The following is a 21,554-nucleotide window of genomic DNA, read 5'->3' on the forward strand; positions in this document are numbered from 1 at the left end:
ATCAAGCAACGTGCTACTTAGTCGTTGCTTTTTTATTGGTATCCTTTTTTACAGAGAAGTAAATTGCTAATATTAAGCCCGCTCCCAAAATTATCGAAGCAATCAGTGTTAGTATTCCACCCAATTTATGCGACTCTGGATCAAAGATAAATTCAACTTTATGATTTCCACCAGGCAATTGCAATGCTCTCAAAATGTAATCGGCACGGATAATAGGAACTTCTTTACCATCAACATAAGCTTTCCATCCCTTTTCATAGTACACTTCTGAAAATACCGCTAATGCATCTGTTGGTGATGTATATTCATATTCCATCTTATCAGGATGGTAGGACGTTAATTTTATCGAAGCATTCGTAGGTATACCGAGGCGCTTTTCATCTAACTTATTTTTAAACTCTTCGTTTACGAAAGCTTCTTTTGATGGATTGAAACTACTAATTGCTTGCATCTCTTGTGCATTATCTTTCACAAAGGTTACTTGATCTACAAACCAAGCATTTCCTGCTGCGGAAACTTCTCCGTTGGATACGTTGTCCTTTTTGTTGATCGCCTGTAATAACGTATCGAACATTGAACATATCCAGTACATCTTCATTAACTGCCCCATTAAATTGATTTTCTAGAATCTCTTGAAAGCGCATCAATTTTGCAGCATGATATCCGCCCAAAGATTTATGGTAATAAGAGGCCCTGGCATCAGAAAAGGGGTCTGTTGTTAAGTCAATCACACGATAGCTCAAATCTTTATCCATCCGAATCAATTGATCAACTTCTCGTTCTTGAAACGCTTGACTCTTAGCTAAACGTTTCTCTACAAAAGATCTATCGTTTAAGAAACGTTTATCAACACTCCAAAGGTCAAATAGGAACACAACAGCCAATCCGATGATTAAGACGTTTGCTGAAAGCTTCTTCTTAATGAAAAACCAAACCGCTAAAAAGGTAATCAAAACGATTGCAAAAGAACGATAAGCATCTGTGCTTGCCACTGCTGAACGATCTTTAATTAAACTATTAGCCAATTGATTTGCCGCTGCCGGGTCACCAACCTGCTGTGTCAAAATTTCTACCAATTGTCCATGTTCTTTATTTTTAAAGCTTAAAAATAAATCTGGCACAAATGCAATAAGCAAACAGATACCACCTAAACCAATAAACGTATAGAGCACTTTCTTATCCAATTTTTCAATTTTATCTGCTCTTGAAATCAACTCATCCAATGTTAACACAGCCATCAATGGAATCAGGATCGCAGCAATAACCAATATCGATTCCACTGCCCTGAACTTATTGTACATCGGGAAATAGTCAAAGAATAAATCCGAAATTAAAGTAAAGTTCTTTCCGAAAGACAACAATAAAATGAGAACCGTTGTAGTAAGAATCCACCATTTAAGTCTATTATTGACAATAACCAATCCCAAAATGAAAAGAAACAATATCCCCGCACCAAAATACCAAGGTCCAGATGTAAAAGGTTTGTCTCCCCAATAAACAGGCATTCTACCTGCGTATTCAGCGGCCTGAACTTCCTGTGCTCCAAAAGTAGACATTAAAAACTTTCCGACATTTGATTTTTCATCCAATACACCGCTTTGACCACCTCCATAGGCATTGGGAATCAAAAATGTCAACGTCTCACCAACTCCCTGACTCCATCGGTAAGCGTACTCTTTATCTAACCCTTTTTCTTTTGGTTCGTCGACTTTAGTAATATTGGCATGTCCACGCGTACTTAACTTACTATATTCATATGTTGGCAATAAAATAGATGCATTAACCAATATAGCAACAACAACCGCAGCAAGTTGTAGACCAGAAGCAACGAAAAACTGCTTTACCTTTTTATCACGAATCGCATATATTAACGCAAAAATCACATAAACCATTAGTGCAATAAGCATGTAATAGGTCATTTGTAGGTGATTGACACGAATCTCAAGGGCCATAAATAAAGCCAACAAAACTGGTCCCCATAATTTACTACCCCTAAAACACATAATCACTGCGCCAATTACTGCAGGAATGAAAGCAATGGCATAGGCCTTTGTTACGTGCCCGGCTTCGATATAAATAAAATTATAAGAAGTAAAGGCAATAGCAATGGCTCCCAAAGCAGCCAACCACGGCCGAATACGTAGTACACTCAATAAGAAATAACCTCCTAATAAATAAAATAGAACGATATCTATGGGTTGCGGAAAAACGGTTTTAACAACCGCTAAAATATACGTTCCTATATTGTTTTCACTTGCTGACCAGATTTGATATGTTGGCATACCACCAAACATAGAATTTGTCCACAAAGGAGCTTTACCATCTTGAGCTTTATAGTCAAACATTTCTTTTTGTGCGCCTTGTGCTTGCACAACATCACTTTGCGCCAAAATTTGACCTTGCCACACGGGTGTGAAGTAAAAGAATACAAGCGCTACAAAAATCGCGATAACAACGAGATGTGCTGAATTTTCTTTAAACCAATTTTTCATCTATATTATTAGGTTATTAAAACTTACGAAAACCAAAAATATACATTTGATTTTACAATTTATATTATTTTCCATTCCCACCTATCGAATAGGCTTATTCTCCTTTTTGGATCAGCTTATTAATATTGGATAATTCGCCAAAAAGAACTAAAATATCCCCCTCTTCCAGTAGTGTTTCAGAAGTTGCTATACCTGACGCTTCCTTAATTTCTTTCGTTTTCATATTGTCTTTGACCTCCGTTATCTTTAATGTCGTCATCACGATAACTTTGTAGATATTAGTGAGATTAGCTTCTCGGAGAGTCATCCCAATATATTTTGCGGGCACTTTCGTCTCCACAATACTATATTTATCCGATACCTTGAATGAATCCACGATGTCGACATTGTCCAAACGCATGGCGAGCCTTTCTGCAGCTTCTTCCTCTGGCATAATATACTCTCCTATCTCCATTGCTTCGAGTACAGTTTTTTGAAGGTCGGACACAATTCTGCCAATAATCCGCTTTACCTTCATTTGTTTCATTAAAGCGACAGTGAGTAATGATGCCCCTTCGTCCTCTCCAATAGCAACAATAACAGCATGACAATCACGCAATGGTAATGAAGATACCGCTTCCCTATCAGTCGTGTCCAAGCAAACGGTATGTGTCACTTTATCTTTCAATTGCTCTACAATTACGAGACTTTTATCAGCTCCAATCACCTCATGTCCCAATTCGGTTAGGTGTACGGCAAGTGATCGGCCAAAATGCCCAAGTCCCAAAACAATATATTTCATAAAATTTTTCTTTAATAAAGTATCTTTTCTTCTGGATAAATGTAATTTTTTCGCGTTATATTTTTAATAAAAGCCACGAGGAGGGTCAATGTTCCAACTCGACCTACAAACATCGTCATCATAACAATAAATTTCCCTGCTACACTTAACGATGGGGTGATGCCCAAACTCAAACCACAAGTGGTATAAGCGGATACCGATTCAAACAGCAGGGCTTTAAAACTTTTATCTGGATCCGAAAACACCAACAACATAAAACTGACTCCAATCGTAAATAATGAAAGTAAAATAATGGCAAATGCCTTGTGTACGGATTCACCAGCAATACGCCTTTTAAAAAGCTCTATATGTTCTTTGCCCCTTGCTAATGCAATGATATTCATCATGGCTACTGCAATCGTCGTTACTTTAACTCCGCCTCCTGTAGAGCCTGGTGAAGACCCTACCCACATCAAGAGAATTATTAACAAAACGGTGGGCATGGATACAAATGAAAGATCAACACTATTAAACCCCGCAGATCGAGAGGCATTAGCCATGAAAAATGAAGTGACCCACTCTCCTACCTTTCCTTGTTCTAAGGATAATGTTTTTTCTTTTTCCAATAGGAAAAAGAAAACTGTTGCCACAACAATAACAACGGCATTGCATACAAGAACTAATTTCGAATTGAAACTAAAACTCCAAGCCTTATGCTTATAGTTTTTCTTTGTAATAAAGCGGTGATACCAATAAATAGCGGATTCCTTTACGTAAGAATAAATATTCAACACAATACCAAACCCCAAACCACCAAGAATAAATAAGGAAGACAATGCCAATTGAAAATTGTAATTAAATTTATAAGCATTATTTGTTATACCATCTGTCAATATGGAAAAACCCGCATTACAAAAAGAAGATATTGAATGAAAAACAGCAAAAAAGATTTGATGTCCAACAGATGGGAAATTCTGGGCTTCTAATGTTCCAAAAATCAATACAGCTCCTAGAAACTCAAATAATAAAGTAATAAAAATAATGGTTAATAATGTTTTCACAACAGATCCAACTTTATTTTCTCCCAAAATCTCGCCAAACATCAACTGATTTTTAAAGGAAAATCCACCAGAGAAAAAATAGCCAAAAAAACCTGTAAACGTCATAATTCCCAATCCACCGATTTGTATCAAAACAAGAATAATGGTCTGTCCAAAAAGAGAGAAATTAGTAGAAATGTCTGTCACAGATAATCCAGTTATACATACCGCGCTTGTTGCCATAAATAACGCATCTATGAAGCTTAGTGGCGCTTCAATAGTCGTCCTGGGTAACATTAATAAAACTGTTCCAATTAAGATCAGTGCAAAGAAACTGATAACAAATAAGATGGTCGGATTAAAATAGAAATTATCAAAAAAAAGTGTACTTTTCGACAGTTCTGCAATAAATACGATATAAATTCCTAAATAAATCCATTGATCCTTACCAAATAAATCAACTGTAGGGACACTCGCTAATCTGGCGATTATTATTAAAATAAAATAAGCGAAAATTACCAAGCCCGAGTAATGCTCCACCTCTATTTTCTTTAATGCAAAAATGGAAGAAGCTGTTCGGAGACCCGTCATGATAAACAGCACATAGAACATCGCAAGGATAATATGATCTAAAATCTGTGCAAGTTCAGGATCTCTTACATACCCAACGTTGAATATTACCGCTAAGGCACAAATCATGCTAACATAGAACATGACCTGGTCTACGATTCCATTTTTATACTTAAAAACGAATTTTAAAAAACTCAATATTGACCCCATCTGTCACAAACATACTCATAACTTAGGAAAATAACAGCGCTTAACCACCACTAATATTCCACGTGAAACCCCTCCTTATCTTAAAAGTTTTATTTGCTTATTTCTCTTTTTTATTTCCGTCAACCTTATCTTTTTTAAAGATTTTTGATAAAAATCCTTTCGTTTTTCCAACGGCAGTATTTGCTTTTTCTATGGTCTGTTGAGCACGATCAGCAGAACGCATCAATTTTTCTTCCCGCTCCTTACTAAGGCCAATACATTGTTTGATTCCGTCTAAGAGACTTTGCCAAACTGTCTTAAAAAAGGTATGATTTGGATTTCTATGCCAATTAACTTTTCCAATAATATACTCTCCGGAAAGATTTGGGTTACTTCCATTAACCAAAAGCTCATTAATTAATAAAGAAACAAGACTTTTATTTTTATGCGTCCCATCTGGATTCTTTTCAAGAATATTAACTTTAAGATTATCATAATCAAACTTAAGTTGTCCCCAATTTCTGTAATCATTAGCTTCTATATCAAAGACAATTTTTTTGATATTTCCAGAAGCAATCTCAACATTTAGTAATGGTCGTAAAATCTGATTGAACGCAGGAGCTTGCATGGCCCCTAATGTTCCTTTATAACGATGAAAACCTTTGGTAGAGGTCATATCAAAATCGAATAAAACATGCAATTTACCGCTATTCATAACCTGAGTAAGGAAATCGACATGCATCCATTTATTTTGAGCAAGACGTGTAGCGTCATTTGTCATATTCGTGATAGTCGCATAGCTTTTATCAAAAGTAATCTTCCCCACTTGGTTGAATTTACCACTCAGTTCTGAATAACTAATATGCGCATTTTGAAGCAATAAGGTATCAAAAGCCAATTGCGTTTTCATATGTTGTAAAGCTTGATGCGGAGATTTTCCAATCTTATTTAATGGCGTGGCTTTATAATGTTTATCTGTATAAATGTCTAAAATTCCATCTTTTAATTGTGCTTTTGCAGCATAAATCTTTTTATCTCGCAATAATTTATTAAAATCAAATGCTTCAAAACGAACGGTATCAAATTTCATTACGACATAGCTTCCTCCTTTGCCCTTTGCTTTATAATAGGCTGATTTATTCAAAAGAGGTTGATAGGCCACTTTTGTCAACAATATATTACGTTCCTTTGTATTGATTTTTAACTTATCAAAATCAACTTTATAAAAACCATCAGGTGTTTTATAAGTAAAACCAGGAACTTCAATATCGACCATTTTCGTATGGTAAAATCTTGTCGCATCTGATATCGAAGTGGAGTCTACCAAAACATCTTGAATTTTGACATTTACTTTCTTTATTTCAAAATCTTGATTTATATTTTTTTGTCGCTGCGAATACTTAAAGTTCACACCATTCATGGCTATTCCATCTATCTTAATCCTCTTTAATGAATTCTTAATCTTATCATATAAAGGTTTACTTTTCTCTGTAGACGCAGTATCATTATAAGAATGGTATTCATTTATCATATGGATAACGGGCGTATCTAATACCACATTTTTCAAGTACAGCTCTTTATTCATCAGCATATCCCGAATAGAGAAATTACGAAATTTCAATTTGCTAACTTCGATTTGAAATCGATTATCTGGTGCTTTTCTGACTCCTTCAAGCTGGCGGTATACATTACTATCCGACTTTAAGACAAGATTCTTGACAGTAACATCGCCTAAAGCGAGGTTAATATCTAAATCATCATAGTCTACTGTATATAAACTATCGGTAGAAGCCATTACTAAATCTTTAAATTTTTGATCTATTATAGGCTTCCAATGCATACTAAAATACCAGACGATACCCCCTAAAACAATCGACAATATAACGACGATGCCAATTATCCATTTCCAAAATCCCTTCATTAAAACACGCTTTTTAGTAAAAACATTTGGTTATTTTTAACTTAAACAAAACAACTTATGGATACTTTTGTTTGATATTCAATAAAAAACTTATTTTTCCTTATTTCCAATTATTTCGAAGTCCATGTTATCAACAAAAATAAAATTGCTATTAAGTATATCACTGAGCATAATATTACTCATTTCTTGTCAAAACAAAAAACATGATATCGGTTTCTATTATTTGAATTCGATTTATAAACCGGACACTGTATCTCAAAAATTAGTAGGGGAACTAAAAGCCAATTTGTTATTCATTCGTTTTATGAATATTGATTTTAAGGACAAAGGAATAGAGCCCGTTCTATTATCTCCAGTGTCTTTCGAACAGACCGTAGACCATAATCAAGAAATCATACCTGTGGTAACCATTCAACAGCGGATATTTACCGAACTGGATAGTTTACAAATAAGAGGTCTTGCTCATAAAATAGTTCCATTTATTACTGATAAGATCAAACAGGCTGGTCAAGATTTCTTTAAAGAATTGCAGTTGGATTGTGACTGGACTATAAATTCTCGTGATAAGTTCTTTTACCTACTCGAATATTTACAAAGTGTTCCTGAATTAAATGAGGTTACAGTAACTGCGACATTAAGACTACAGCAGATAAAGGATATTCAATCCAACGGGATACCTCCAGTAAAAAAAGCAACATTGCTGTGTTATAATACCGGAAACATAAATCAATTTGGCAATCATAACTCGATTTTAAATCAGCAAGATTTAACAACTTATCTAAGTAGCACATTAAAGAAACTACCCCCTACAACTGGACATTGTTTTGCCTTTATTCGATAGATATGTAGCCTTTCGTGACCAAAAATATATCGGAATATCCAATCATTTCAGTCGCTACGATTTAAATGATAAATCTTTGTTTATTAAAAATCCGAAAACAGACTTATATATTTTAAAGCAAGATCTAGAAAAAGACAGTCTAAAAAAAGGAGATGTGATTAGACATGAATACGTTCCTAACGAACAATTGGTCGAAACAGCAAAATTTATAAGCAAGGCCCTTGATGGAAAGCAAAATAGTATCATATTTTTCCATTTGGCACCAGAAGTTGTATCTAACTATGAAACTGCAGATTTACAGAAAATTATTTCCGCATTTTAGCGCAGCATTTCACTCAATTTTAGTAAAAATTGAGTGAAACATCACTTCAGGTCCGGAATATTCCTATACACTGTTATGCAGCTTTTTTTCATTATCCCTCAGCCCAAACCCTCCTAGTTCGTTAAAGGGTATTACCCATTTTGCATGGTTTATCGGAAAGGATCATTTTACATCCGATTATTCTCATTATGATAGATACTGAGATAGCTATCGTAACGAGATGATTCAATAGTACCTTCTTCAACAGCTTCCAAAACAACACAACCAGGTTCACTGATATGCCTACAATTATCAAATCTACACTGATTCATCAGGGTGCGCATTTCAGGAAAGTAATGTGATAATTCTTGTTTCTCAATATCAACAATCCCCAATTCCCGAATACCTGGAGTATCAATCAATTTTCCGCCAAACGGTAAATCATACATTTCCGCAAATGTGGTGGTATGTTTTCCCTTATCAGACCAATCTGAAATATCACCAGTTTTAACAGCATATTCGGGTACAATAGCATTGATTAAGGTAGACTTGCCGACACCTGAATGGCCTGAAATTAGGGTGGTTTTGTCTTTTAGTAAATCTTTTAGCAGCTCGATATTAATGCCATGTAGAGCTGATACTTCATAGCAGGGATATCCTATACGTTCGTATACTCCTTTATAGTCTTGTAAAATAGCAAGTCCCTCATCACTAAACAAATCTAATTTATTGAAAATCAAAACAGCAGGAATACTATAGGCTTCCGTTGTGACCAAGAAACGGTCGATAAAGCCCAGGGAAGTCGGTGGCGAAGCCAATGTAACAACAAGAAATGCCTGATCCAGATTAGCCCCAATAATTTGTGTCTGCTTCGAAAGGTTAACAGACTTACGGATAATATAATTACGTCTTGGCTCCAAGGTATTGATAACAGCACTTTCAAGATCTGGCTCTACTTCAAAATGTACCCAATCTCCAACAGCAATAGGATTTGTACTCTTGATCCCTTTAGTTCGAAATTTTCCTTTTATACGACAATCATAGCGTTGGTTATCTTCGCCCAATACTTGATACCAACTACCCGTAGATTTGGTCACTAATCCTCTCATATAAATTCCTTTTGTGCATATTTCATCTTACAAAAATCGGAAAAATTTATTAAACTTAAGGTTTATCGTTTTTATTACCTTTGTAAGAGTTACCTTAAAATTAGAATTCGTGAAAAAACTATTTCTTCTAGATGGAATGGCCCTTATTTATAGAGCCTACTTTGCATTAAGCAAAACACCCCGTATTACTTCAAATGGTTTGAATACTGGTGCAATAATGGGATTTACCAATACTTTGTTGGAGATACTAAAAAATCAAAAACCATCCCATTTAGCTGTAGTTTTTGACACCGAAGCTCCAACAGCGCGTCACATTGAGTTTGAGGCGTACAAGGCTCACCGTGAAAAAATGCCTGAAGATCTTTCGGCTGCTATACCCTATATTTTCAAATTGATTTCTGGCTTTAATATCCCCATCATTACCTTGGATGGTTATGAAGCTGATGATATCATAGGAACATTAGCTAAAAAAGCAGAAAGCAAAGGATTTACGGTATACTGTATGACGCCCGATAAAGATTTTGGACAGCTCGTGTCTGAAAATATTTATATCTACAAACCGGCTCGTATGGGAAATGGTGCAGAAATACAGGGTGTAAAAGAAATTCTTGAAAAATGGGAAGTAGAAGATGTCAATCAAGTCATCGATATATTAGGCCTGTGGGGTGATGCTGTTGATAATATACCAGGAATACCTGGAATTGGCGAAAAGACAGCTAAAAAATTGATTCAAGAATTTGGCTCAATGGAGAACATCATTGCTAATGCCGATAAATTAAAAGGCAAACAAAGGGAAAATGTAGAAAATTATGCGGAGCAAGGTTTAATTTCTAAAAAATTAGCTACAATACTATTGGATGTTCCTGTTGAGCTCGAAGAAGAAAAGTTAATAATTGAAGAGCCCAATAAAGAAATCTTAGAACCATTATTTATTGAATTAGAATTCAGAACACTAGGTAAGCGTGTTTTTGGAGAAACGACAGCAATAGCTGATAGTCCAAAAAACTCTAATGGACAAATGGATTTGTTTTCATTACCCCCGGAATCTGATACTAAGGAAGAATTGTCCTATACTGGCCCTGTAAATAGTTTGGAGAATACTCCGCATGAATACATGCTCGTGAATACAAAGACCGAGCAAGAAGCATTAGCGAAACAATTAGCATCACTTAGCAGCTTCTGTTTTGACACCGAAGCAACAGGATTAGATGCAAATCTTGCAGATATAGTAGGTCTTTCATTTTCATTCGAAAAAGGAAAAGCGTATTATGTCCCAACTCCAAAAGATCGTCAAGAAGCACAAGAAGTAGTATCTATCTTCAAATCTGTATTGGAAGATGAACAGATAGAAAAAGTCGGTCAAAATATAAAGTATGATATCTTACTGCTCGCTAGATATCAAGTAACAGTGAAAGGACCCCTCTTTGATACGATGCTCGCTCATTATCTAATCGACCCAGATACAAGACATGGCATGGACGTTTTATCTGAAAACTACCTAAACTATAAGCCACTCTCTATAACAGAAACTGATAGGTGCTAAAGGAAAGAAACAAGGTAACATGCGAGATGTTGATCTTGAAATAATTAAAGAGTATGCTGCTGAAGATGCAGATATTACATTGCAACTTAAAGAGATTTTCACCCCTTTATTACTCGACACAAATACTTTCAACTTAGCAAATGAGGTTGAATTCCCACTGATATATATACTAGCGGAAATAGAAAGAAATGGTGTCCGAATTGATATTGATGCTTTACAACAATTTTCAAAAAATCTGGAAATAGACATCCGTCAATTGGAACAGACCATTTACGAAAAGGCTGGGGTAAATTTCAATATCGCTTCCCCTAAACAACTGGGAGAAGTACTCTTTGATAAATTAAAATTAGACCCAAAAGCAAAAAAGACGAAAACAGGACAGTACAAAACAGGAGAAGATGTCTTGTTGGCTTTAGCTTATAAATCAGATATTGTACAGGATATATTAAGTTTTAGACAGCTTCAAAAGTTAAAATCTACTTATGTAGATGCTTTACCCGAATTGATCAATCCAGAAACTGGACTAATTCACACCTCTTATAACCAAGCCGTAGCCGCTACTGGTCGATTAAGTTCAACTAATCCCAATTTACAGAACATTCCAATTCGAACAGAACGTGGTCGTGAAGTTAGAAAAGCATTTATCCCTCGTCACGAAAACAATGTTATACTTTCTGCCGATTACTCCCAGATTGAATTACGTCTCATTGCCGAACTGAGCAAGGATCCCAATATGATGGAGGCATTTATTTCTGGTCATGACATCCATCGTGCGACAGCAGCAAGAGTATATGGCTTAGACTTAGAAGAAGTAACATCGGATCAACGTAGAAATGCAAAAGCTGTAAACTTTGGTATTATCTATGGACAATCTGCCTTTGGACTCTCACAAAGTTTAGCGATTCCCCGTAAAGAAGCTGCAGAAATTATTGACCAATATTTCAATCAATATGTAGGTATTAAAAAATATATGGGCGAAGTATTAGATTTTGCAAAGGAAAACGGTTATGTCGAAACAATCCTTAAAAGACGACGTTATTTAAGGGATATCAACTCGGCAAATATGACAGTTCGAGGTTTTGCAGAACGCAATGCTATTAATGCGCCAATACAGGGGTCAGCTGCTGATTTGATTAAGATCGCGATGCTTGGTATTCAAAAAGAAATTAAAGACCAGGAATTAGCAGGTAAGATGATCATGCAAGTGCATGATGAGCTAGTCTTTGACGTTCCTGAGAACGAGATTGATATCTTCAAAAAAATCATTCAGGATAAAATGACGTCTGCAATAAAGACTGAGATTCCTTTGGTAGTAGAAATTGGTCAAGGTAAAAACTGGCTTGAAGCACATTAATAAAACAGTATAAACGAGAATTATGAGAAAATTTCTGTTCATATTAATATCCTTTATCTTATTTGTAAACGTTGTTTATGGACAAGAAAAAGCAACCTATTATGAAAAAATAGATAATAATACTTTTCGATTCTTTTTCGACAAGAATTATTATCTATCGGACAAATCTTGTGAGTTTAAATCGATAGAACGAGTAGCAACTTTAAACCCAAAGACGCAAAAATTTGATGGCCCATTTAAAGACTTTAATAATAATGGGCGAATGATCTTAGAGGGTGTCTACAAGAATGGGGTAAAAGAAGGTCTTTTTCAAGCCTACCATGCTAACGGCGATTTAAAATGGTCCGCAAACTTTATGAATGATATACCAAAAGGTGAAGTAACCCATCGCTACCCAAATGATCAAGTAGCCCTGACCCTATTATATACAGATAGTATCATCTTGATACAGGATTATTGGCTTCCTAACGGCACACAAAAAATAAAAGATGGAGAGGGAACCTACTCATTTCCAATTCCATTTGAAGGTTTTAACGAATATGGTTTTGAATTCTATGTTGCCAAAGGAAAAATTAAAAATGGTAGACAAGAAGAAAAGTGGCAAATATTTGGTTATAACAAAGGACAAAAAGAAATATTGCTTGCTTTAGAAAATTATCAAAATGGAAAACTCTTAGTTGGAAACGATTATTATTCTGACAGTTCCTACAGGAGAAGCAAATTTGGAATAATACCTTACGATAATTTTTTCAGGGCAGAATCACTCACATTCAAAACCTGTAGTTTTGACGACTTCTCTGATTTTAACATGTTTATTGGTATGGATTTAACAAATACGATGAGCCGTATGAATGCAGATGGATTTACTGAAGATAGTTTTGAATACAAGATTAAATTGGATAAATCTGGAAGACCCTCAAAAATAAATTATATCAAAATGACCTCATCAGATTACATTAATAAGGTGCTCGCACCTTTACTGAAGGACATTACCTTTTACTATCCTTCATTAGAAAATGGTGTCCCTGTAGCTGATATACTTACAGTAACAGGTAAAATGTATAAGAATTCTGAGGGGAAAATTGCCGTCTTACCAATAATAATTCATCGAGAAAAAGGACAATAAGACTATTTGATTATATTTGCAAAAAAATTATAGGCATGAAATTTCACAAAGAGGGATATACAAGTTTGGCTATTACTGTGTTAGTAATATTAGTTGCAAATGCAGTTGCAGACTATTATGATGCTCCTAACGTTATTAAATGGATTATTTATATCCTTTCAGGATTTCTTTTCATAACAATAGTCCAGTTTTTTCGAAGTCCAACAAAAAATATTGTTATACAAGAAGGAACTATTCTATGTCCTGCTGATGGAAAAGTAGTGGTTATTGAAGAAACTGAAGAAAATGAGTATTTCCACGAAAGAAGGCTTCAGGTTTCGATATTCATGTCACCAATCAATGTACACGTAAATCGTAATCCAATTAGTGGGATTGTCAGCTACTTCAAGTACCACCCTGGAAAATTTCTAGTTGCATGGCATCCAAAATCTTCAACAGAAAATGAGAGAACAACAGTCGTGGTTAAAAACGCGAATGGCACTGAGGTTCTTTTCAGACAAATTGCTGGCGCACTAGCGCGTCGCATTGTATGGTATGTGAAAGAAAATGACAATGTTACGCAGGGTTCGGAATTTGGATTTATAAAATTCGGATCTCGTGTAGATTTGTTCTTACCAATTGGTACACAGATCAATGTCAATATCGGAGACACAGTAACTGGTGGAAAAACAATCATCGGAAAATTTTAATAATTTATTAATAAGGAATAACTAACTTAGGCTTTAGTAAAATACTAAAGCCTTTTTTATACATATATGAATTTTAGACAACTGGTTTTAAACTGTTCTCTAGCGGTGGGGTTAGCAATCTCTGCAGTCAGCTTCTACTACCATGCTAATTGGAAATCATTTCTAATTATCTTTATAATATCAAGCCTTGTCAGTTTTCTCATGTTCAATTTTGTATTCGAACGTTACATCTATAAAAGAATCAATACGATGTACAAATTGATACACAACTTAAAGTTGGGGAAAGATTTAAAGGATGCGTTAGGAGAACATGTTACGGCAGATCCTATAGGCGATGCAGAAAAAGAAGTTAAGGCCTGGGCAATAGCAAAAAGAACAGAAATTGAGCAACTTAAATCACAGGAAAAATTCCGCAGAGAATTTTTATCCAATGTTTCACATGAATTCAAAACACCACTCTTTTCAATACAAGGCTATATCGAGACGCTAAAAGACGGCCTTATGGAAGAGGATTTAGAAATGGCAACAACATTTTTGAATAAAGCATCTAAAAATGTAGATCGCCTTAATTACCTCATTCAGGATTTAGACGAAATATCAAAATTAGAATCTGGAAAAATGGTTTTGAATATTGAGAAATTTGATATTGTTGAACTCATTAGAGATACTAAAGAATCGTTGGATGATAAAGCAATCGCTCATAATATAGAGATTCAACTAAAAACCAAACCTGGTAGCTCGTATTGGGTCAAAGCCGATAAGTATAAAATAAGTCAGGTTCTTGTCAATTTAATTGAAAATTCTCTTAAATATGGAAAAAGTGGAGGTAAAAGTCAAATCCGAATCTTCTCCTTATTTGAGCAAGTTTTAATTGAAATAACAGATGATGGTTATGGAATTGAAGAGAAAAATTTAAATCGTGTCTTTGAGCGTTTTTTTAGAATTGACAAGAGCCGTTCAAGAGGTATTGGTGGGTCTGGACTTGGTTTATCCATAGTCAAGCACATCATTGAAGCACATCAACAAAATGTCAATGTGAGGAGCACAGAAGGTATAGGGACAACATTTGGATTTACATTAGAAAAGGTTTCTCAACTCTAATGTTAACAAATAAAAACTTAACATTCCCAAAAGCTTAACATTAACTTAACATTAACTTAGTAATTTCGCAAAAAATAATTAATAATGATATGTCATTAAATAGCATTTTTCAATATTTCATTCCTAAGGATAAAAAGTTTTTTCCTTTATTTGAACAAGCAGGTAGTAACTTGATTGAGATGTCTCTGTTACTAAAAGAAGCCGTTAATGCAAGCGACTCTGAAAAACGTAAAGAAATCGTTCGTAAAATTGAAGATTTAGAACATAAAGGTGATAATATCACCCATCAAATTCATTTAGAATTAGGTAAAAACTTCATTACCCCGTTTGATCGTGAAGACATTCATGCATTAGCAAGTTCATTGGATGATGTTGCTGATTTTATTAATGGTGCTTCAAACAAAATGGATTTGTATAAGGTCCAAAAAGCGACAGAGCCAATGATTGAAATGGCTGATTTAATCGTTGAGGCTACAGATCATGTTGCAAAAGCAATTTTTGAATTAAAAGATCTTAAAAACATCCGTAATATCACTGATGCTTGTGTTCGCATTAATAGTGTTGAAAATAAAGCTGACTATATCTTTGACAAAGCCGTAGCTGATTTATTCGAGTTTGAAAAAGATGCTATTACATTGATCAAACACAAAGAAGTATTGTCTGCAATGGAAGACGCTACAGATAAATGTGAAGACGTAGCAAACGTATTAGAGAGCATCTTGGTTAAAAACGCATAATTGCGCATTTAACATATTAACACATTCATATTATGATGTCAACATTATTAATTGTTGTAATTATACTAGCGATCGCTTTTGACTACATTAATGGTTTTCATGATGCTGCCAACTCAATTGCTACTGTCGTTTCAACAAAAGTATTAACTCCTTTTATGGCGGTTTTATGGGCTGCGATTTTCAATTTCGCTGCTTATTTTTACTTCACCGACCATAAAGTCGCGAATACAGTCGCAAAAACTGTATTAGAAGAATATATTACATTAGAAGTTATTTTTGCAGGCCTTTTAGCTGCAATTAGCTGGAACCTTTTCACATGGTACTACGGCGTTCCTTCAAGCTCTTCACATACACTGATTGGTGGATTTGCAGGTTCTGGAATGGCATATGCTTTTATCGTAGGTGGAGATCCAATACATGCCATTAACATCGATGCAACATTAAAAATTATTGCATTCATTGTACTCGCCCCCATTATAGGGATGGTTATATCCATTATACTTACCCTCATCATTATCAATATTGCTAAAAATTCCAGACCTGCTGTTGCAGCAAAATGGTTTAAAATTTTACAATTGGTATCATCCGCTGCATTAAGTTTTGCTCATGGTGGTAACGATGCACAAAAAGTGATGGGTATTATCTTAGTGGCGATGGTGGCAGGAGGTTATTTACCGAATACCGAGCACATGCCAGAATGGATTCCGTTAACTTGTTATCTAGCGATTTCATTAGGGACAATGAGTGGGGGTTGGAAAATTGTTAAAACGATGGGTACCAAGATTACGAAAGTAACACCATTGGAAGGTGTTGCTGCAGAGACTGCTGGTGCTTTGACCTTAGGTCTTACAGAGCACTTCGGTATCCCAGCTTCTACTACACATACCATTACCGGTTCAATTATAGGTGTTGGTGTTGTTAAAAGAGTATCTGCTGTACGGTGGGGTGTTACCATCAGTTTATTATGGGCTTGGGTATTAACAATTCCTGTTTCAGCATTACTTGGAGCGATTACATTGTTTATTATTCACTACATATTGTAATAATTAACATTATTTTCTAAAAAAAACATAAAGTAAAACAAAAATTTGGTACATTCGTCCGGATTTTTGTTTTACTGCTTTGCAATAAAAGCAAGAAAAAAGAGTTTATATTATAATATGAATTAAAACAATTGATCCATTTTTAATTTCGGCACGGTGTTTGATTATTTCAAACCGTGATTGCATTTTAAACAATTGCATACAAAACTAGAACAATTAAAATTTAATAATAACCTTAAAACAAGAGTATGAACTATTCTACAATTAAAAAAACAGCTGTTGCTGCTTCCTTAGTTGCCGCTTTAGGCTTCGCTGATGTAGCACAAGCTCAAACTGTATTTGGTGGAAGATCACAATACAGAACTTGGTCAATCGGTGTGCAAGGTGGTATCACTACGCCTAACGCTTTGATCGGTGGTAATAACGCTTTCGGTCAGAAAGTTGGATACTTCCAAAACAAAGTAGGTGAGTACTACGGATTAACAGTTCGTAAACAATTCTCTCACTTATTTGGTTTAGAAGTTGAAGGTAACCGTGGTAAAATCAAAACTTTTAACAAAAACAATGCTTTTGAAGCTAAATCTGGCTATAATGGAGCTGGTTCTGCTAAATCTGCAGAAACTGAAGTTAACTGGGCAGCAAGCTTAAACGGTGTATTCCAATTGGGTACTATCGATTTCTTAAGAAGAGAAAATGCTGTTAATTTCTATGCTAAAGTTGGTTTAGGTGTTATGGCTTTTAATGCTGTTCAATACTCTAACAATGATTTCACTGGAACAGAATTTAGCTACAAAGGTAAACAAGGTGATGATGTCTTTGGAGATAGAGAACACAAAGGAGATAGAGATTTCCGTTTAGGTATGTATGTTCCTGTTGGTGTTGGTGCAAAATTCAAATTATCTGAAGTTGTTGCATTAAACTTAGGTTACACAATGAACTTCACTGATGAAGCTGGATTGTATGGACCAAACAGACAAGGTGATAGCAAACAACGTTTCTCTAATGTATACGGTGGTTTAGAATTCACTTTAGGTTCAAGAGACAAACAAAACTTGACTTTTGCTAATCCTGTTGCAACCATGTATGATGAATTGAAAGATCCATCTTTACGTAACGAAGTTGAAGCATTAAAACAACGTGTATCTACTTTAGAAGGTACTGTTAGCGCTTTAAACACGGATACTGATGGTGATGGTGTTTCTGATAGATATGACAAAGAGCCTAACTCTCCTGCAGGTGCAGTAGTTGATGGATCTGGTCGTCAAATCAAATTCCCTGAGCCAGTTGTTAGTGAATTCACTTCATCTAATGGCTATGTATCTCCAATTCAATTTGAATTTGATAGTTCAGTATTGAAAACTCAATCATACTCTACTTTAGACAAAGTTGCTAAAGAAGTACGTGATAACAATTCATCTATCACTTTAGATGGTTATGCATCTGCTGAAGGTACTGAAGCTTACAACGTTTCTTTATCTAAAGACCGTGCTAATGCAGTAAAACAATACTTAGTTAACGCTGGTGTTGCTTCTTCAAAAATCACTGCTAACGGTTACGGTGAGGCTAATCCAGTTGCATCTAATGCAACTGAAGAAGGTCGTGTTCAAAACCGTCGTGTTGAGATCAAAAAATAAGTATAGCTAAGCTATACTAATATTGAAAGCCGATTCGTAAGAATCGGCTTTTTTATTTTGCATACTTTAATCCGTATCTTTGTTAAATGAAAATTAATTTTGTTAGTAAATTAATTAGACATAGTTATTAAAAATCACTATTTTCAGCTTAGTTGAGTTTATTGATAGATTATACAAGGATGATGGAAGAGGAATTTGATTTTGAATCTCCTGAGGAAAGAAAAAACTCAGTTGATCGCTATGAAGAAATGATAAGGAACGAAGACCAATACTTCTTTGATTCTAAAGCTTTCGAAGGCATTATAGACTATTATATTGAGAAAAATGACCCTATAAAAGCATTGCAAGTGGCCGAATACGCAATGAATCAACACCCTTTTGACATAACATTTTTACTCAAACAAGCACAATTATATTCAGCAACACAGCAATTTGATAAAGCACTAGACGCCTTATCAAAAGCAGAACTATTAGAGCCATCGGAAGGTGATATCTTCTTTATTCGCGGTGGTGTATATGGTGCTAGAGGGCAATTTGACGAAGCAAAAAATCAGCTATTTCAAGCTTTGGCTGTATCAGACAATAAAGACGAAATTTATTTCCATATCAGTGTAGTATACCAAGGTGAAGCCGATTTTGAAAAGGCGATTTACTATTTGAAAAAAGCGCTTGAATTAAATATGGAAAATCAAGAGGCGCTGTATGAAACTGGCCTACTGTTACGATATATTAGATAGACAAGAGGAAAGCGTAGCGTTTTACAAAAAATACATCGATTCTGAGCCCTATTCCTATTATGCATGGTACAATCTTGGCAATGCATACCACAAGTTATCTAAGTACCCTGAAGCAATTGATGCTTACGACTACGCTATTCTAATTAAGGAGAATTTTTCTTCAGCATATTTCAATAAAGGTAATGCACTAGTTAATCTAGATCGCTACCAAGAAGCACTCGATGTCTATAAACAGACGTTCGAATACGAAAAACCAAGCGCCGACACTTATTGTGCCATTGGTGAATGCTTGGAAAAACTGGAGCAGATGGAAGAAGCTCGCGTCTTTTATAAAAAAGCGGTTAAAATGGATGGGGATTTAGCAGATGCTTGGTTTGGCATTGGTGTTACCTTAGACTTTGAAGAACGTCATTTTGAATCTTTGCATTTTTACAAAAAAGCATTAGAACTGGATGACTCAAACCCAGATTTTTGGTTCGCAATAGCTGATGCTCGTTACAAGCTAAAGCAAATTGAGCTAGCAGAAAAAGCATATGCCAAAGTTGTCGAGTTGAACCCCTTGGATATTGATGCGTGGTTAGATTATTCTTCAATTTTCTTTGAACAAGATAAAGTCGATCAGGCAATCGAAATTATAGCCGAAGCTATCACGAATAATCCCGAAGCAGCGGAGCTCTATTTTAGAATGGTTGCTTACTTATTTGCAAATGGTAAATATAATGATGCAATCATATACCTAGAATTGGGACTCGCAACAGATCCGGACAAACATTATATCCTTTTCGATTATCTTCCTCAACTGCAAGGAAATCACATTATTTCTGAAATAATAAAAAAATACTCCCCTAAATAAATGAAAAAATTAGGACTTATTGGTTATCCACTTGGACACTCCTTCTCTAAAAAATATTACTTAGAGAAATTTACAAAAGAAGACATTACAGATGTAAATTATGATCTATATAGTATGGAGGATATTCGTGAATTTGAAAAATTGTTTAACAATAAAGATTTCTATGGCGTTAATGTAACCATACCTCATAAGATCAATGTATTGAGCTATCTAAATGAGCTGTCTGCCGAAGCAAATGCCATCCAAGCGGTAAACTGTATTCAAATAAAACATCAAGCAGATGGACCTTTTTTAAAGGGCTTTAACACCGATGTATATGGTTTTACAGAATCATTGAGACCCTTATTAGAGAATCATCATAAAAAAGCACTTATACTAGGAAATGGTGGAGCAGCAAAAGCTGTTGAATATGCATTAAACACATTGAATATCGAATACAAATTTGTCAGTAGAACAAAAACGGAACAAAATTTAACATATGGCGAACTTACAGATGAAATATTGAATGAATATTTGATTATTATCAATTGTTCTCCCGTGGGTACCTTTCCCAATATCGAAGAGGCTCCACAGCTACCATATCATTTCATAGGTGAGCGCCACTTATTGTATGACCTCGTTTATAATCCTGCTGAAACAATGTTCCTTAAAAAAGGAAAAATCAATGGTGCCAAAGTCAAAAATGGTCTTGAAATGCTTGAATTACAAGCTGAAAAAAATTGGGAAATTTGGAATAAAATATAATTACACCCGATATATTTTGACTTTTTATAGAAAAAAATACTATAACCAACAGATATTATCTATTTTACAACTGAAAATATAGTGCGATTCAAATGCATTAGAAATACATTCGATTTTGAAAATTATGTTGCAAATCAAGACTTTTACTTTTAATCCATATCAAGAAAACACATACATCATCTATGATGAGGAAAAAAATTGTGCTATTGTCGACCCTGGTATGTATGGACCTTCTGATGAAAAGGTCATAACCGACTTTATTGCGTCAAATAGTCTAAATCCCCAAATTTTACTTAATACACATTGCCATGTTGATCATGTATTAGGTAATAGGTTCATTTTCGACCAGTACGGACTTTATCCTCAGTTTCATGAAGGAGAAACTACCCGTATTAATTGAAGTTCAAAACTACGCGCCACAGATGGGTTTTAGATATGAGGTCTCACCTATCGGCGAATCCTTCTTACCAGCAGAAGGATTTATAAAAATAGGAGATCATGAGCTACAATTAATATTTGCTCCGGGTCATTCCCCTGCACATTTATGTTTTTATAGCGCAAAAAATAAATTCCTTATAGGTGGCGACGTACTATTTAAAAACAGTATAGGGAGAACAGATTTACCAGGCGGTAATCACGAATTACTATTAAAAAATATCAAGGAAAAGATTTATATACTCCCTGACGACATCACTGTATATCCTGGACATGGGCCAACCACCACTATAGGTTTTGAGAAAGCTAACAATCCATTTATAAGAGCCTAAAAA

The 21,554-nt window shown here is 35.0% G+C and carries 17 protein-coding genes and 2 pseudogenes; 13 read left to right on the forward strand and 6 right to left on the reverse strand.

The window, feature by feature from the left end:
• Positions 1 to 13: 13 nt before the first annotated feature.
• The 5 genes from ACFX5U_RS21550 to ACFX5U_RS21570 all read right to left on the reverse strand — a co-directional run bounded on the left by ACFX5U_RS21550 (position 14) and on the right by ACFX5U_RS21570 (position 6,972).
• Positions 14 to 472 carry a YfhO family protein gene (locus ACFX5U_RS21550; RefSeq protein ID WP_400262095.1) on the reverse strand — a complete coding sequence of 153 codons (459 nt, stop codon included), beginning with the start codon at positions 470 to 472 and terminating at the stop codon, positions 14 to 16.
• The gene (locus ACFX5U_RS21555; protein WP_400262096.1) at positions 462 to 2,492 is read right to left on the reverse strand and encodes a hypothetical protein; all 2,031 of its coding nucleotides are present in this window, start codon (positions 2,490 to 2,492) and stop codon (positions 462 to 464) included. Before ACFX5U_RS21555 ends, ACFX5U_RS21550 begins: the two co-directional genes overlap by 11 nt.
• 94 nt (positions 2,493 to 2,586) lie before the next feature.
• The gene (locus ACFX5U_RS21560; protein ID WP_280571440.1) at positions 2,587 to 3,273 is read right to left on the reverse strand and encodes a TrkA family potassium uptake protein; all 687 of its coding nucleotides are present in this window, start codon (positions 3,271 to 3,273) and stop codon (positions 2,587 to 2,589) included.
• A gap of 11 nt (positions 3,274 to 3,284) precedes the next feature.
• Positions 3,285 to 5,072 carry a TrkH family potassium uptake protein gene (locus ACFX5U_RS21565; RefSeq protein WP_235212312.1) on the reverse strand — a complete coding sequence of 596 codons (1,788 nt, stop codon included), beginning with the start codon at positions 5,070 to 5,072 and terminating at the stop codon, positions 3,285 to 3,287.
• A gap of 97 nt (positions 5,073 to 5,169) precedes the next feature.
• The gene (locus ACFX5U_RS21570; protein WP_400262097.1) at positions 5,170 to 6,972 is read right to left on the reverse strand and encodes a hypothetical protein; all 1,803 of its coding nucleotides are present in this window, start codon (positions 6,970 to 6,972) and stop codon (positions 5,170 to 5,172) included.
• Positions 6,973 to 7,276: 304 nt separating this feature from the next.
• On the opposite strand from ACFX5U_RS21570, the gene ACFX5U_RS21575 reads away from it, so the two are divergent.
• Both ACFX5U_RS21575 and ACFX5U_RS21580 read left to right on the forward strand, forming a co-directional pair.
• Complete coding sequence (locus ACFX5U_RS21575; protein ID WP_400262098.1) at positions 7,277 to 7,813, forward strand: hypothetical protein; 537 nt, start codon at positions 7,277 to 7,279, stop codon at positions 7,811 to 7,813.
• Positions 7,797 to 8,135, forward strand: a complete 339-nt coding sequence (locus ACFX5U_RS21580) for a hypothetical protein (RefSeq protein ID WP_400262099.1) — start codon at positions 7,797 to 7,799, stop codon at positions 8,133 to 8,135. The genes ACFX5U_RS21575 and ACFX5U_RS21580 overlap by 17 nt, the downstream gene beginning before the upstream one ends.
• 167 nt (positions 8,136 to 8,302) lie before the next feature.
• Here ACFX5U_RS21580 and rsgA read toward each other — a convergent pair whose 3' ends face one another.
• Complete coding sequence (gene rsgA / locus ACFX5U_RS21585) at positions 8,303 to 9,223, reverse strand: ribosome small subunit-dependent GTPase A (protein WP_400262100.1); 921 nt, start codon at positions 9,221 to 9,223, stop codon at positions 8,303 to 8,305.
• Between the two features lie 109 nt (positions 9,224 to 9,332).
• Between rsgA and polA the strand changes: the two are divergent.
• The 11 genes and pseudogenes from polA to ACFX5U_RS21640 all read left to right on the forward strand — a co-directional run bounded on the left by polA (position 9,333) and on the right by ACFX5U_RS21640 (position 21,551).
• Positions 9,333 to 12,120, forward strand: a pseudogene (gene polA, locus ACFX5U_RS21590) (DNA polymerase I).
• 22 nt (positions 12,121 to 12,142) lie between these two features.
• Positions 12,143 to 13,246 carry a hypothetical protein gene (locus ACFX5U_RS21595; protein WP_280571435.1) on the forward strand — a complete coding sequence of 368 codons (1,104 nt, stop codon included), beginning with the start codon at positions 12,143 to 12,145 and terminating at the stop codon, positions 13,244 to 13,246.
• A 35-nt stretch (positions 13,247 to 13,281) separates the two neighbouring features.
• Positions 13,282 to 13,935 (forward strand): phosphatidylserine decarboxylase family protein, encoded by a 654-nt coding sequence (locus ACFX5U_RS21600; protein ID WP_038701856.1) that lies wholly within the window; start codon positions 13,282 to 13,284, stop codon positions 13,933 to 13,935.
• A 66-nt stretch (positions 13,936 to 14,001) separates the two neighbouring features.
• Positions 14,002 to 15,036, forward strand: a complete 1,035-nt coding sequence (locus ACFX5U_RS21605; protein WP_280571434.1) for a cell wall metabolism sensor histidine kinase WalK — start codon at positions 14,002 to 14,004, stop codon at positions 15,034 to 15,036.
• An 89-nt stretch (positions 15,037 to 15,125) separates the two neighbouring features.
• A complete protein-coding gene (locus ACFX5U_RS21610) occupies positions 15,126 to 15,773 on the forward strand; it encodes a DUF47 domain-containing protein (protein ID WP_038701860.1) in 648 nt (215 codons plus the stop codon).
• Between the two features lie 32 nt (positions 15,774 to 15,805).
• Entirely contained in the window at positions 15,806 to 16,816 is a 1,011-nt protein-coding gene (locus ACFX5U_RS21615) for an inorganic phosphate transporter (RefSeq protein ID WP_038701862.1), read from the forward strand.
• A gap of 248 nt (positions 16,817 to 17,064) precedes the next feature.
• Positions 17,065 to 18,450 carry an OmpA family protein gene (locus ACFX5U_RS21620; RefSeq protein ID WP_400262101.1) on the forward strand — a complete coding sequence of 462 codons (1,386 nt, stop codon included), beginning with the start codon at positions 17,065 to 17,067 and terminating at the stop codon, positions 18,448 to 18,450.
• Positions 18,451 to 18,632: 182 nt separating this feature from the next.
• A pseudogene (locus ACFX5U_RS21625) lies at positions 18,633 to 20,040 on the forward strand (tetratricopeptide repeat protein).
• Entirely contained in the window at positions 20,041 to 20,784 is a 744-nt protein-coding gene (locus ACFX5U_RS21630; protein ID WP_400262102.1) for a shikimate dehydrogenase family protein, read from the forward strand.
• Between the two features lie 124 nt (positions 20,785 to 20,908).
• Positions 20,909 to 21,184, forward strand: coding sequence for an MBL fold metallo-hydrolase (locus ACFX5U_RS21635; protein ID WP_400262103.1), 276 nt, complete (start codon positions 20,909 to 20,911; stop codon positions 21,182 to 21,184).
• Complete coding sequence (locus tag ACFX5U_RS21640) at positions 21,156 to 21,551, forward strand: MBL fold metallo-hydrolase (protein WP_400262104.1); 396 nt, start codon at positions 21,156 to 21,158, stop codon at positions 21,549 to 21,551. The genes ACFX5U_RS21635 and ACFX5U_RS21640 overlap by 29 nt, the downstream gene beginning before the upstream one ends.
• Positions 21,552 to 21,554: the final 3 nt, after the last annotated feature.

Source organism: Sphingobacterium sp. SG20118 (assembly GCF_044740685.1).
Lineage (GTDB): Bacteria > Bacteroidota > Bacteroidia > Sphingobacteriales > Sphingobacteriaceae > Sphingobacterium.